The 13495-nt window shown below is 65.4% G+C and carries 14 protein-coding genes; 11 read left to right on the top strand and 3 right to left on the bottom strand.

Annotation, left to right across the window (positions count from 1 at the left end):
* The first annotated feature begins 180 nt into the window (after window positions 1-180).
* The 6 genes from dnaK to D9V29_RS03070 all read left to right on the top strand — a co-directional run bounded on the left by dnaK (window position 181) and on the right by D9V29_RS03070 (window position 6402).
* A complete protein-coding gene (dnaK, locus tag D9V29_RS03095; RefSeq protein WP_121671863.1) occupies window positions 181-2043 on the top strand; it encodes a molecular chaperone DnaK in 1863 nt (620 codons plus the stop codon).
* Between the two features lie 2 nt (window positions 2044-2045).
* A complete protein-coding gene (locus D9V29_RS03090) occupies window positions 2046-2675 on the top strand; it encodes a nucleotide exchange factor GrpE (protein WP_121671862.1) in 630 nt (209 codons plus the stop codon).
* A 5-nt stretch (window positions 2676-2680) separates the two neighbouring features.
* Entirely contained in the window at window positions 2681-3667 is a 987-nt protein-coding gene (locus D9V29_RS03085; RefSeq protein WP_121671861.1) for a DnaJ C-terminal domain-containing protein, read from the top strand.
* A 5-nt stretch (window positions 3668-3672) separates the two neighbouring features.
* The gene (locus tag D9V29_RS03080) at window positions 3673-4086 is read left to right on the top strand and encodes a heat shock protein transcriptional repressor HspR (protein WP_121671860.1); all 414 of its coding nucleotides are present in this window, start codon (window positions 3673-3675) and stop codon (window positions 4084-4086) included.
* A 101-nt stretch (window positions 4087-4187) separates the two neighbouring features.
* Window positions 4188-5249: a DUF2062 domain-containing protein gene (locus tag D9V29_RS03075; RefSeq protein WP_121671859.1), complete on the top strand. Its 1062-nt coding sequence runs from the start codon at window positions 4188-4190 to the stop codon at window positions 5247-5249.
* A 31-nt stretch (window positions 5250-5280) separates the two neighbouring features.
* On the top strand, window positions 5281-6402 hold the full coding sequence (locus D9V29_RS03070; protein WP_121671858.1) for a class I SAM-dependent methyltransferase: 1122 nt from the start codon (window positions 5281-5283) through the stop codon (window positions 6400-6402).
* Window positions 6403-6405: 3 nt separating this feature from the next.
* Here the strand turns inward: D9V29_RS03070 and D9V29_RS03065 are convergent, their stop codons facing one another.
* Both D9V29_RS03065 and fgd read right to left on the bottom strand, forming a co-directional pair.
* Complete coding sequence (locus D9V29_RS03065) at window positions 6406-7050, bottom strand: NADPH-dependent F420 reductase (RefSeq protein ID WP_121671857.1); 645 nt, start codon at window positions 7048-7050, stop codon at window positions 6406-6408.
* A 50-nt stretch (window positions 7051-7100) separates the two neighbouring features.
* On the bottom strand, window positions 7101-8105 hold the full coding sequence (fgd, locus tag D9V29_RS03060; protein WP_121671856.1) for a glucose-6-phosphate dehydrogenase (coenzyme-F420): 1005 nt from the start codon (window positions 8103-8105) through the stop codon (window positions 7101-7103).
* A 95-nt stretch (window positions 8106-8200) separates the two neighbouring features.
* On the opposite strand from fgd, the gene clpS reads away from it, so the two are divergent.
* The 5 genes from clpS (at window position 8201) to D9V29_RS03035 (ending at window position 12205) form a co-directional block, all read left to right on the top strand.
* Window positions 8201-8485: an ATP-dependent Clp protease adapter ClpS gene (clpS, locus tag D9V29_RS03055; RefSeq protein WP_373294801.1), complete on the top strand. Its 285-nt coding sequence runs from the start codon at window positions 8201-8203 to the stop codon at window positions 8483-8485.
* A complete protein-coding gene (locus D9V29_RS03050) occupies window positions 8482-9015 on the top strand; it encodes a DUF2017 family protein (RefSeq protein ID WP_121671854.1) in 534 nt (177 codons plus the stop codon). The genes clpS and D9V29_RS03050 overlap by 4 nt, the downstream gene beginning before the upstream one ends.
* A 12-nt stretch (window positions 9016-9027) precedes the next feature.
* Window positions 9028-10218, top strand: a complete 1191-nt coding sequence (locus D9V29_RS03045; protein ID WP_121671853.1) for a glycosyltransferase — start codon at window positions 9028-9030, stop codon at window positions 10216-10218.
* Between the two features lie 177 nt (window positions 10219-10395).
* Window positions 10396-11778: an LLM class flavin-dependent oxidoreductase gene (locus tag D9V29_RS03040; protein ID WP_121671852.1), complete on the top strand. Its 1383-nt coding sequence runs from the start codon at window positions 10396-10398 to the stop codon at window positions 11776-11778.
* Between the two features lie 70 nt (window positions 11779-11848).
* Entirely contained in the window at window positions 11849-12205 is a 357-nt protein-coding gene (locus tag D9V29_RS03035) for a hypothetical protein (protein ID WP_121671851.1), read from the top strand.
* 93 nt (window positions 12206-12298) lie between these two features.
* Here the strand turns inward: D9V29_RS03035 and solA are convergent, their stop codons facing one another.
* Entirely contained in the window at window positions 12299-13462 is a 1164-nt protein-coding gene (solA, locus tag D9V29_RS03030; protein WP_121671850.1) for an N-methyl-L-tryptophan oxidase, read from the bottom strand.
* Window positions 13463-13495: the final 33 nt, after the last annotated feature.

Here is a 13495-nt window from a genome sequence, read left to right as displayed (position 1 = left end):
CGACAGAAGTTGAGTCAGCAAGGCTCAAGATTTGCCGTGAGAAGTTGACACGAGAACGACCTCGGGTAAACTTGAGCCATCGCCGCTCAACTATGAGTGAGCGTCACGAACTTTTCTAGCGGGCCGTACCCCGGCCAACATCGAAACAGACCCTGACCGGTCCTAAAGGAGAAATAACACATGGCACGTGCAGTAGGAATTGACCTCGGAACCACCAACTCCTGTGTGGCCGTTCTCGAAGGTGGCGAACCAGTCGTCATCGCGAACGCCGAGGGACTCCGCACCACCCCATCGGTGGTTGCATACACGAAGGACGGCGAGGTGCTCGTCGGTGAGACCGCGAAGCGCCAGGCCGTTACGAACGTCGACCGCACCATTGCATCCGTCAAGCGCCACATGGGCACCGACTGGACCTTCGCCGTCGACGAGAAGAAGTACACCCCCCAGGAGATCTCGGCACGTATCCTCGCCAAGCTCAAGCGTGACGCTGAGCAGTACCTTGGCGACACGGTGACGGATGCCGTCATCACGGTTCCCGCGTACTTCAACGACGCCGAGCGCCAGGCCACCAAGGAAGCCGGTGAGATCGCCGGACTGAACGTTCTCCGCATCATCAACGAGCCGACCGCTGCAGCACTCGCCTACGGCCTCGACAAGGGCAAGGAAGACGAGCTCATCCTCGTCTTCGACCTCGGTGGAGGAACCTTCGACGTCTCGCTGCTCGAGGTGGGCAAGGACGACGACTTCTCGACCATTCAGGTCCGCGCCACCTCCGGTGACAACCGCCTCGGTGGAGACGACTGGGACCAGCGCGTCGTCGAACACCTCATCAAGCGTTTCAAGGAGACCACGGGCGTCGACGTCTCGAACGACAAGATCGCCAAGCAGCGCCTCAAGGAAGCTGCGGAGCAGGCCAAGAAGGAACTGTCCTCCGGCATGTCCACCTCGATCCAGCTGCCGTACCTCTCCCTCACGGAGAACGGCCCGGCAAACCTCGACGAGACGCTCACCCGCGCACAGTTCGAGCAGATGACGAGCGACCTCGTCGACCGCACGAAGAAGCCGTTCCAGGACGTCATCCGCGAGGCCGGTGTTTCGGTCAACGACATCGCACACGTCGTTCTCGTCGGTGGATCGACCCGTATGCCAGCCATCTACGACCTGGTCAAGCAGGAGACCGGTGGCAAGGACCCGAACAAGGGCGTCAACCCTGACGAGGTCGTCGCTGTCGGCGCTGCACTCCAGGCCGGCGTGCTGAAGGGCGAGCGCAAGGACGTTCTGCTCATCGACGTCACCCCGCTCTCTCTCGGTATCGAGACCAAGGGTGGCATCATGACCAAGCTCATCGAGCGCAACACGGCCATCCCGACGAAGCGCAGCGAGACGTTCACCACGGCAGACGACAACCAGCCGTCCGTCGCGATCCAGGTCTTCCAGGGCGAGCGTGAGTTCACCCGCGACAACAAGAACCTCGGAACCTTCGAGCTGACCGGAATCGCCCCGGCTCCCCGCGGAATCCCGCAGGTCGAGGTCACCTTCGACATCGACGCCAACGGCATCGTGCACGTGTCCGCGAAGGACAAGGGCACAGGCAAGGAGCAGTCGATGACGATCACCGGCGGATCCTCGCTGGCGAAGGAAGACATCGAGCGCATGGTTCGCGAAGCTGAAGAGCACGCTGCAGAGGACAAGGCACGTCGCGAGGCAGCCGAGACCCGCAACACGGCCGAGCAGCTCGCCTACTCGATCGACAAGCTCATCAAGGAGAACGACGACAAGCTCCCCGACGACGTCAAGAGCGAAGTCCAGGGCGACGTCGACGCGCTCAAGTCGGCTCTCGCCGGCGACGACGAGGCCGCGGTGAAGACCGCGTACGACAAGCTCAACGAGAGCCAGGTCAAGCTCGGCGAAGCGATCTACTCACAGGCGCAGCAGGCCGAGTCGGCACCCGCCGACGGCGCGGAGCAGCCCGCTGACGCGGCATCCGATGAGGATGTCGTCGACGCAGAAGTTGTGGACGACGAGGAAGGCGACAAGAAGTAACAATGACTGACACGAACCCGACTCCAGAAGACGGTGACGAGGTTCAGCCAGTGAACGAGGGGTCGGAAGCGATTGCTTCCGACCCTGAGTCGCAGGTGGACTCGGAACTGCCCGAAACAATCGACGACGAACTGACCGTCCAGGACATCCTCGACGCAGCGGAGGCCAACGGCCTCGACGGCGACGCGGAGGCCGAGCGTGTTGCCGACGCTGAACCCGAGCACGAGCACCTCGTCGACCTCAAGCGCGTCAGCGCCGAGTACGCGAACTACCGCAAGCGCACCGAGGCGAACCGCGAGGTCGAGCGTGAGCGCCTGACCGGTGACGTCGTCAAGGTGCTCCTGCCCGTGCTCGACGACCTGGACCGCGCGGAGAAACACGGCGACCTCGAGGGCGACACCCCGTTCTCAGCGATCGCCGCGAAACTCCGCACGAGCGTTCAGAAGCTCGGTCTAGCTCCGTTCGGGGTGAAGGGTGAGCCCTTCGACCACAACCTCCACGAGGCGATCTTCCAGCAGCCGACGCCAGACGTCGAAACCGAAACCATTCTCGACGTCGTCGAGACCGGTTACACCATCGGTTCGACACTCCTGCGTGCGGCGAAGGTTGTCGTCGCCGTTCCCGCTGAGTAGGCGCGATGGCAAGTCAGGACTGGTTCGACAAGGACTTCTACAAGGTTCTCGGTGTGAAGAAGGATGTCACCGCCGCTGACCTGAAGAAGACCTACCGCAAGCTTGCCCGCAAGTATCACCCGGACTCCAACGCCGGCGACGAGCAGGCCGAAGCGAAGTTCAAGGAACTGAGCGAGGCATACTCGGTTCTCAGCGACCCTGAGCAGCGCAAGGAGTACGACGCCGTCCGGGCCATGGGCTCCGGCGCCCGGTTCACCGCGCCGGGTGGCGGTGGAGCGAACGGCGGCTTCGACGACGTCTTCGGCGGGATGTTCGGAGGCGGCGCGCGCGGGACGAGCACCAGTTACCAGCAGGCCGACTTCGAAGACATTCTCGGTGGTGTCTTCGGTCGCGGTGGTTTCGGTCAGTCGAGCGGTGGGTACCGCGGCTTCGGCGGGCCCACCCCTGGCCGCGATGTCACAGCATCCACCACGATCGATTTCCTCACGGCAACCAAGGGTGACCAGATCACCCTGCAGACAGCCGAGGGTCGAACGATCAAGGTCAACATCCCGGCGGGTGTCTCCGACGGGCAGAAGATCAAGCTGCGCGGCAAGGGCCACCCGTCTCCCGACGGTGGCCCCACCGGTGACCTCGTACTGACCGTCTCGGTGCGCAAGCACCCGGTGTTCGAGCGCGACGGGTTGAACCTCCGGGTCAACGTGCCCGTCACGTTCGTCGAAGCAACGCTCGGCGCCACCATCGAAGTGCCCACCCTCGGAGGCGAACCGGTGCGGCTGCGTGTCGCACCCGGTACTCCGTCCGGCCGGGTTCTCCGGGTGAAGGGACGCGGCGTCTCGACGTCGAAGGGCACCGGCGACCTGCTCGCCGTTGTCCAGGTCGCCGTCCCGTCGCACCTCAGCGCCGAAGCGCGTGCTGCGCTCGAGAAGTTCCACGAACTCGAACCGCACGAGAACCCGCGTGACGACCTGATCCTCCGGGCAAGGGGATAACGACCATGGACGAGAATTCGCCGATCTTCGCGATCGCGATGGCGGCCGAGCTGGCCGGAATGCATCCGCAGACCCTGCGGCAGTACGACCGGCTCGGCCTCGTCTCTCCCACCCGCACCGCCGGAAAGTCCCGACGGTACTCGATGCGGGATGTCGTCCAGTTGCGTGAGGTTGCCCGGCTCAGCGCCGAGGGCGTGAGCCTCGAAGGCATCGGCCGGATCCTGGCACTCGAGAATGAGGTCGTCGCGCTCCGCGGGCGGGTTCGCGAACTCGAACACGCGCTGGCTGAAGAACTCGTCAAATCTCCCGGTCGACGAGTCTTCGCCGCGGGAGCGCACGGCGATGTCATCCCGCTCAAGAGCGGAACCCGCGCCCAGAGGCGCACCGAGGTCGTCGTCTGGCGGCCATTCCAACGCTGACCCCTTGCCCCTGGCGATTGGCCTGACCGGTACTCCCGTGCCATCCCGAACGGTACCCAGGGTGGGTTCCGCCCGTTCGTGCCTCTGGTTAAGCTGACCGCATGAGCGAACACGAATCGAACGACCGCGACGACGCCGCACCGTCGTCGCCCGACAGCGGGAAAGAGTCCGCACCGGCTCAGACCGGTGGCCAGCCCGCCGGTCCTCCGCCGGGTTCACCTCTCGCGCCTCCGCCGGGATCTCCGCCGCCACCACCTCCGCACTCTCCTGCCGCTCCGGCGCCGGGCCCGATCCAGCAGCCCGGCTATCCGCAGCAACAGGCCTATCCGCAGCAGGGCTCCCCACAGCAGCCAGGATGGCAGCAGGGATATCAGCAGCCCGGATACCCACAGCAGCAGCAGGGCTACCCGCCTCAGCCCGGATACCCGGCCGCGTACCCCCAGGCTCAGCAGCAGCCCTACCTCGCGAACGTTCCCGGCGGACCGCCCGTTCCGCCCCGGCCACCGCTCGGCGCACGCCAGAAACGTGGGGCCATGCTCGCCGGCGCCGTGTCATTCACGCTGATGAGCATCGGCTTCGCGCTCGCCGTCATCCCGCTCATCGTCGCCGCGTTCGGCGCATTTTTCGGAGCACTGTTCTCCTCCGTCGCGAGAAACAACCCTGACGATTTCTCACTGAACGGTGAAGTCGGTCAGGATGTGACCGATCAATTCATCGCCGACGCGTGGTCGATGGCCCTCCCGTGGCTCATCGGCTCGTTCATCCTCGGCGTGATTCTCTGGATCCTCGGCTACCTCTCCAGCATCTGGATCCTCCGCGGTCGCCAGGTGAACCGTCCGGTCGCCGTTACGTGGAGCGGCCTCGGGGTTGCGGTCGCGGCGTCGTGGCTGGCGAGCGCGCTGAGTGCACCCTTCTCGGGGCTGTTCGGCATGTTCCCGTCCGGCTTCGACACCGACCAGGACTTCAGCGGGCCAGACAGCATTCCGGGACTGGAGAACGTCGACTTCACCCCGTTGATCGGCCTGGGTGTGCTGTTCGTGCTTCTGGGTCTTCTCGTCAACGCGGCCATCGGCTTGCTGAGCTGGTGGTGGATGGCTCACGCCTTCCGGGAGCGGCCTGCCGGCGCCGTCGATTCGTCGACCGCTCCAACCACAATCGCCTGAACCGTCACCCGGGCACCGTTACCCTGAACAGGTGACTGACTTCGCGTTCGACCGGCTCCGCCGCTGGCCGGATGTCGAAAGTCCCAACCTGTTCGCTGCCGACGCCACCGATCGGCTGCTCCTGGAGACCGCCGCTGCGGACATCGCCACGGCGATGCCTGGAGAGGTCACCGTGATCGGAGACAGGTACGGTGCCCTGACGCTCGGAGCGGCGCATGCCGGAGCGACAGGCATCCGCACCCATCAGGACGCGTTGTCGGGCGAACGTGCCCTCGCCAACAACGCTGAAGTGCACTCGCTCACCGGCAGCTTCACCAGCATGCCGCTCGACGCGTCCGTGGTCTCCGGTGCTCGCGTCGTGCTCCTGCAACTGCCGCGATCGCTCGATGCGCTCGCCGAAATCACCGAACTGATCGCCCGGCATGCGACGGCGGATGTCACGGTGTACGCGGGCGGACGGGTCAAGCACATGACCCACGCGATGAACGACGTGCTCGGCGAACACTTCGGAGCGGTGACGGCGCAGCTGGCGCAGCAGAAATCGCGCGTGCTCGTCGCACGTGACCCTGCACCGCCTGCCGGGGACCCGGCCTGGCCGGCCCGCGAGTCGCACCGGGACCTCGACCTCGTGGTGTGCGCTCACGGCGCCGCGTTCGCCGGGACGAAGATCGACATCGGCACGCGATTTTTCCTCGGATTCCTCGAGCAGCTTCCGGCTGCGACGCAGGCCATCGATCTCGGTTGCGGCACCGGAGTAATCGCGACTGCTGTCGCCCGCGCCAGGCCGGGCATGCGAGTGACCGCCACCGACCAGTCCGCCGCGGCCGTGGCATCCGCCCGCGAGACCGCGCTCGCGAACGGGGTCGCCGACCGGATCACCGTCGTGCGGGACGACGGCCTCTCGGGGTGGGAAACGAGTTCAGCGGAACTCATCCTGCTGAACCCGCCGTTCCACGTCGGAGCGACCGTCCACGCCGGTATCGCCGAGAAGCTCTTCGTCGATGCGGCGCGAGTACTCACACCCGGCGGTGAGCTGTGGACGGTGTGGAACTCACACCTCGGCTACCGGCCGGTGCTCGAGCGACTCGTCGGGCCGACCCGTCAGCTGGGGCGCAACAGCAAATTCACCGTGACGGTGTCGACACGACGCTGATCGTCAGGAGCCGGAGGGGCGTTCCGCTTGAGCGATGTCGATCTCGAGTTCCTCGCGGTCGCGACGTGGGCCGTACGCCGGTGTCCCGACCTGGATGCGCCAGCTCTCGCTGAGCGGGCCGATGTCGAGGACGTCGAAACCGATGGCGTCGATGAACTCGGCGACGGCCGCCTTGGCCTCGTCGTCATCGCTCGCGACGATCAGCGCACGCCGTTCGGCGGTTCCCGCCGACTGGGCCTCGTCTGTGATGGCGTCGGACTGGATGTGGTTGAACGCCTTCACCAGCCGCGCGCCAGAGAAGTGATTCTGGACCAGCTCGGAGACGGTGGTCTGTTCGGCATCGAGGGCGTCGATGTTGCCGTCGCGCTGAGGGTAATAGTTGCTCGTGTCGATCACGATCCTGCCGTCGAGCAGATCGGCCGGGATGCTGTCGACCGCTTTGAGCGGGATCGCAACGGCGACGAGATCCGCATGAGCGGCATCCGCTGTGGTCCCCGCTGTCGCTTTCTCCCCCAGTTCGAGAATGAGTTCGGTGAGTGATTCGGGGCCGCGGGAGTTCGAAACGACGACGTCGTAGCCGTGAGCGACGGCGGCGCGAGCGAGCTGGGAGCCGATGTTGCCGGCCCCGATGAGTCCAAGAGTTGTCATAGGGTCTCCAAGTCATCCCGGCGCTGAGATGTTCCCGCGCCGCAGGAAAATCAGGCCAGGTTGCGAAGCTTCGGTGCGATGTCGCGGGAGAAGAGATCGAGGAATCGCTGCTGGTCGTGACCCGGACCGTGGAAGACAAGGTGGTTGAGTCCTGCGTCGATGTACGGCTTGATCAGTGAGACGGCCTCATCGGGGTCGCTCGTGACGATCCAGCGTTTGGCGACCTGCTCGATCGGCAGGGCATCGGCGGCCGCCTCCATCTCGATCGGGTCGTCGATGGAGTGCTTCTGTTCCGGGGTCAGCGACAGCGGCGCCCAGAAACGGGTGTTCTCCAGGGCGACGTCCGGGTCGGTGTCGTACGAAATCTTGATTTCGATCATCTTGTCGATGGCGGCGACGTCGCGCCCGGCCTTGCCTGCACCCTCCGCGACAGCGGGGAGGAGTTTCTCGGTGTAGAGCTCCATGCCCTTGCCCGAGGTGCAGATGAAACCGTCACCGGCGCGACCCGCGTAGCGGGCGACGACCGGTCCGCCCGCGGCGACGTAGACGGGGATGCCCCCCTCGGGTACGTCATAGATCGACGCTCCCTTCGTCGAGTAGTACTCGCCGTCGAAGTCGACCCGGTCGCCGACCCACAACTGGCGCATCAGGTCGACGGATTCGCGAAGGCGGGCGAACCGCTCCTTGAACTCAGGCCACTCGCCCCGAAAACCGGTGGCGATCTCGTTGAGTGCCTCGCCGGTGCCCACACCGAGGAACACGCGATCGGGGTACAGGCAACCCATGGTGGCGAAGGCCTGAGCGACAACGGCCGGGTTGTAGCGGAACGTCGGCGTCATCACCGATGTTCCGATCTGGATGCGCTCGGTTCGTTCTCCGACGGCCGTCATCCAGGCGAGCGAGAACGGGGCATGGCCGCCGTTGTGGCGCCACGGCTGAAAATGATCGCTCACCGTGACGCTGTCGAACCCGTGCTTCTCGGCGGAAACTCCGAGCTCAACGAGATCGCGTGGCCCGAACTGCTCCGCCGACGCCTTGACACCCAACTTCAACATCCGAGCCTCCTGGAACGCATACCGCGGCGGTCATCGCCGACCTTCCGAGACTATCGGGGCATTGCATTGGCGGGCGAGCGTGCGAAGCTGGAAGAGTGCCGCAACTTGACCACCGCCTGGACCTTTCCGAGTCCCTCACGCTCGGCACGCCGTGGAACGCGATCGTCTGGGACGACCCGGTGAATCTCATGACCTACGTGTCGTGGGTGTTCCGGAGCTACTTCGGTTTCTCCCGGGCTCGCGCCGAGGAGCTCATGCTTCAGGTTCACAACTCCGGCAAGGCCGTGGTCGCGACCGGAAGCCGTGAAGAGATGGAGCGCCACGTCGTCGCCCTCCACGGGTACGGGCTTCTCGCGACCCTCGCGAAGGTGCCGGAATGAGAGCGTTCGACGCGACATCCGGGGGCGACCTGCTCGCAGAGTTCGAAGCGCAGGAAGTCGCGTTGTTCACCGACCTCGTGCAACAGATCATCGGTCTGCTCGAGCGGGTCAAGGAGGGGGAGGCTGACGTCGACCCGACGGTGCTCGCACGGCTTTTCCCCGATGCCTATTCCGACGACCCCGAGGCTGCCGACGAATTCCGCCGATACACCCTCGACGGGCTCATCGACCGCAAGATTGAGAACGCGAGAGGGGTGCTGACCTCCTTCGACTTCGCTCGGCAGAAACACACAGCGGACGGTGACATGCACCTCGTGCAACTCGATCGGGAGTACGCGATGTACTGGCTGGGCACGCTCACCGACCTGCGACTCGTACTCGCGACGAGCCTGGGCATCGCCACCGTTACTGAGGACGGTGAGATGGAGAATCCCGACGCGGAATACGTCGAAAGCCTCTACGACTGGTTCGGCTTCGCGCAGGGTTCCCTGCTCGAGGCGCTCGAGGAGGTCGAGGGCATCGGAGGGTAGCCTTGAGCCACCATGCACATACTGATGTTCAGCGACCAGCACGCGGATTCCCTCGGCGGAGTGCAGGTCTCGATCAGGTTGCAGAAGCGCTTCCTCGAGCAGGCAGGCCACACGGTGACGGTGTGCGCGCCGAGAATGCACCGCGAGCATGCAGGCAGCCCCGACTACATCGATACGCCGTCGATTCCCATCACGCTCGACCGCGAGTACTCGATGACGCTGGTGAGCCGCGGGAATGACCGTCGGATCGACCGGGCGCTTGCCGGCCGGCCGCCGGTCGACGTCGTGCATGTGCAGGCCGACTTCTGGGGCGCGATGCTCGGGTACCGATTCGCCGCGCGGCACGGCATCCGTGCTGTGCACACCTTCCACAATCACATGGAGTTCGGGATCGAGCAGGTCGTTCCGTGCCCGAAGCTGGCGATCCGCGCCCTGTTGTGGTGGGAGCACCGGGTACTCAGACCGGCACGGTCGAAACTCGCGCCCAGTGCGTGGGCCTACCTCAACGAATTGGCCGTGCGGGCGGATGCTTCGATCGCTCCGAGCGGCCACTTCGCCGCGCTCCTCGAGCGCAGAGGTGCCGCAACCGACGTCGAAGTGATCCTCACCGGTGCGGATGATGCCGTCGTCGAGAGTGTGCTCCGGGATGCCCCGTCACGCCAGGCAGGGCGGCCCCTGTTCGTATGGATGGGCCGGATGAGTTCCGAGAAGCGGGTTCTCGAATACCTCGAGGCGATTCTGGAGTCCGGAGTCGATGCCGAGTTCCGGCTCTACGGCGCTGGTCTGCTGCTGGCCAGGGCACAGGCGTTCGTCCGGGAGAACGGACTCCAGGACAGGGTCGTGTTCGCAGGCAAGGTGCCGTATTCCGATGCGCTTGCCGCCATCGCGTCCGCTGATGCGCTCGTGCAGACCTCGATCGGCTTCGAGACCCAGGGCATGACGGTTTTCGAGGCAGCGGCGCTCGGCACCCCGTCGATCGTCAGCGATCCGAATATCGCCGGCGAACTGCCCGACGGGATCTATTGGCAGCCCACGGACGGATCGGTCGAGGCGCTGGCCAAGGCGATCCGTCTGGTTGCCGCTGACGTGGCATCCGGATCCCCGCTGGTCGTCGAGCCGCAGACCAGTCAGGCGTTCCGGCAGAGTTTCCAGACCGAGCGGATGATCGCCGTCTACGAACGAGTGCTTGCCGCGTCTGTGTGACGCCGGTCCCGTACGTTCAACAGGGAGACGCGCTTGAAAAGTGCCGGTTCCGCCTGTTGAGCGTTACACGGCGGGCTTTGCGCCTGTTGAGCGTGACGCAGACAGGCAACCGAGCCTGTGTGACGCCGTGTTGCGACTCCGCTCGACCCGGACGGGCTGGGCACGCACCATGGAAACATGCCTCGTCACATCCGTTTCAATGCCTTCGACATGAACTGCGTCGCCCACCAGTCTCCAGGGCTGTGGCGCCACCCGGACGACCAGTCGCACCGCTACACCGATCTCAGCTACTGGACCGAACTGGCCAAGCTGCTCGAACGCGGCAAGTTCGACGGGCTCTTCATCGCCGACGTGCTCGGCACCTATGACGTCTACGGCGGCAGCAACGAAGCCGCCCTCCGCAACGGCGCGCAGATTCCCGTCAGTGACCCGCTCCTGCTCGTCTCGGCGATGGCGGCCGTGACGGAGAACCTCGGCTTCGGCATCACCGCCGGCACTGCCTACGAGCACCCGTACCCGTTCGCCAGGCGCCTGTCGACGCTCGACCACCTCACCAAGGGACGGGTCGGCTGGAACGTCGTCACCGGCTACCTGCCGAGCGCCGCCCGGAACATGGGGCATGACGACCAGATCGAACACGATGAGCGCTACAACATCGCCGACGAGTACCTCGAGGTGCTGTACAAGCTGTGGGAGGGCTCGTGGGAGGACGACGCCGTCGTCCGTGACCGTGAAACGGGCGTCTTCACCGACCCGGCCAAGGTGCATGAGATCGGCCACTACGGAAAGAACTACACCGTTCCCGGCATTCACCTCTCGGAGCCGTCCCCGCAGCGCACGCCGGTGATCTTCCAGGCGGGGGCATCCGGTCGCGGTGTGCAGTTCGCCGCCGAGAACGCCGAGGCGATCTTCGTCGGCTCACCCACCAAGGCGGTACTCAAGGCGACCGTGTCGAAGATTCGGGATGCGCTCGAAGCGGCCGGTCGCGACCGTTACTCCGCGAAGATCTACCAGCTGGTGACGATCATCACCGACGAGACGCCCGAGAAGGCGAAAGCGAAGCATGAGGACTACCAGCAGTACGCGAGTGCCGAGGGAGCACTCGTCTTCATGTCGGGCTGGATGGGCGTCGACCTGTCGCAGTACGACCTCGACGACCCGATCGGCGACGTGAAGAGCAACGCGATCCAGTCCGCCGTCGCCAACTTCCAGGCGGCATCCGAAGACGGAAGTGAATGGACGGTGCGTGACATCGCCGCCTGGGCAGGCATCGGTGGGCTCGGTACCCGCATCGTTGGCTCGGGCGCGGAGGTCGCGGACCAGCTTCAGTCGTGGGTTGACGAGACCGACGTCGACGGATTCAACCTTGCCTATGCGATCACCCCCGGCTCGTTCGAGGACATCGTCGAGTTCGTGATCCCCGAGCTGCAGGCGCGGGATGCCTATCCCTCCGACTATGTCGAGGGCACGTTCCGCAACAAGCTGCACGGGCGCGGTGATCGGCTCCCGGAGGAGCACCGCGGTTCGCAGTACAAAGTGACTCCGGCCCTCGTCGGCTGAGCCGTTCGGAACCTCGTTCGCGGCTGTCAAGGGCCTTGCTGCCCGTTTTCTGCCGCGTAGCGTCGAGGGTATGAGCGATTCACGAGACATCGAAGACCAGCTGAAGATCAACGACGCTGACGGTGAAGTCAGCCCCGCTGATCGAACGGAAGCCGGAGTGAACACCGGTTCCGAGTCTGCCGACGCGGGAGACGAGAACCTCGGGGCCCTGGGTGACGTCGCCCATCCGTTCGACCAGACCAACGGCATCCTCGACGACTTCGACGAGACCAAACCGGGCAACGTGTCCGGCGAGGAGTCTGCCAGCGAGTTCGCCGCGTCAGCGGACCCCGGCATGGACAGCTCGCAGGGAGCCGTCTCGGCGGATTCCTATCTGGATGACGACGACACGGGCGCGGTTCCGCCCCGTGGGCCCGTTACTGGTTGATAATCGAAAAGTTGCGGTTCTCCGCAGAACGACGAAATGACCCGCTGACCTGTGCCCCCAGGTCTGCGGGTCATTTTCGTGTGCGAGCGCGGGTCACCCGAGGAGCGCCGGTCGTTCCAGATCGAACAGACCGATCGGCAGATCCGTACGGCCGCGCGACGCGAGGTCGGCGACGATATCGCCGACCACGGGGACGAACTTGAACCCGTGTCCCCCGAAGCCCGTGGCCACCGTTACCTGCGAGTGCTCCGGGTGAAGCCCGATCATGAAGTGGTCGTCTGGTGCGCTCGGGTACAGGCAGGTTTTCGCCTGAAGCAGGGGTCCGGTCAGGTGGGGGAACAGTTCGAGCGCGCGTGATTGCATCCGTGCGATTTCGAAGGGGAGCACGGTGCGGTCCACGGCATCCGGGTCTGTTGGGCGCTCGTCGTGGAAGAAGCCGATTTTGATCCCGCCGCCCGACCCGTCAGCGATCGGGAAACCGTAGACCTGCTCGTTCCCATCGGTGCGCTCGATGAAGACCGGCTGCCGGCCGACGGCGTAGTCCTCGAACACCGGCCGGCCGCGGGAATACCCGGGCTGGAACCAATACATGACCTGGCGCTCGGCCGTCACGGGCGCGCCGACCTCACCCAGTAGTTGCGCCGACCACGCTCCCGGTGCGACAACGAGCCTGTCCGCTCCATACGTTCCGTGTCGGGTCACGACTTCGACCCCGCCGCCGCGCGTCGCTGTCCAGGACAACACGGCCTCGCCGAAGTGCAGGCGGGCGCCGTGCTCCGTCGCGACGCGAATGTTGGCGGCCGTCGTGCGCTCCGGGTCCACGAAGCCGGCGTTCTCCTCGAACAGGCCGACGGCGTGATCGGCCGGGCGCATCGCCGGGAATCGCTCGGTGATCTCGTCGCTCGAGAGCACCTCGTGCTGGAGGTTCCACTCCCGCGCCGAGCTCAGCGCTCCAGTGAAGGTTTCCTCCTCCGGATCGCCGATGTAGATCCCGCCGGTGATCGTGACGAGCTTGGCTTCGGCCTGGTCCTCGAGCTGCCGCCAGCCCTCGTATGCGCGCCGCAGGAGGGGAACGTACTCGACTCCCTCGAAGTAGGACTGGCGGATGATCCGGGTGCCGCCGTGCGCAGAGCCCTGATCGTGGGACGGCCAGAACCGCTCGAAGCCGAGTACCGAGAGGCCGCGCTGGGCAAGGGCATTCGCTGCAGCGCCACCCATGGAGCCGAGGCCGATCACGATGACGTCGGCGGAGGACATGTCTGCTCGATTCTCTGGGAGTTCGCTGGTTGT

This window comes from Mycetocola manganoxydans (genome assembly GCF_003667545.1).
Taxonomy (GTDB): Bacteria; Actinomycetota; Actinomycetes; order Actinomycetales; family Microbacteriaceae; genus Mycetocola_A; species Mycetocola_A manganoxydans.
Note: the sequence above shows the minus strand (reverse complement) of the source record. Positions and strands in the feature narration are given on the sequence as shown.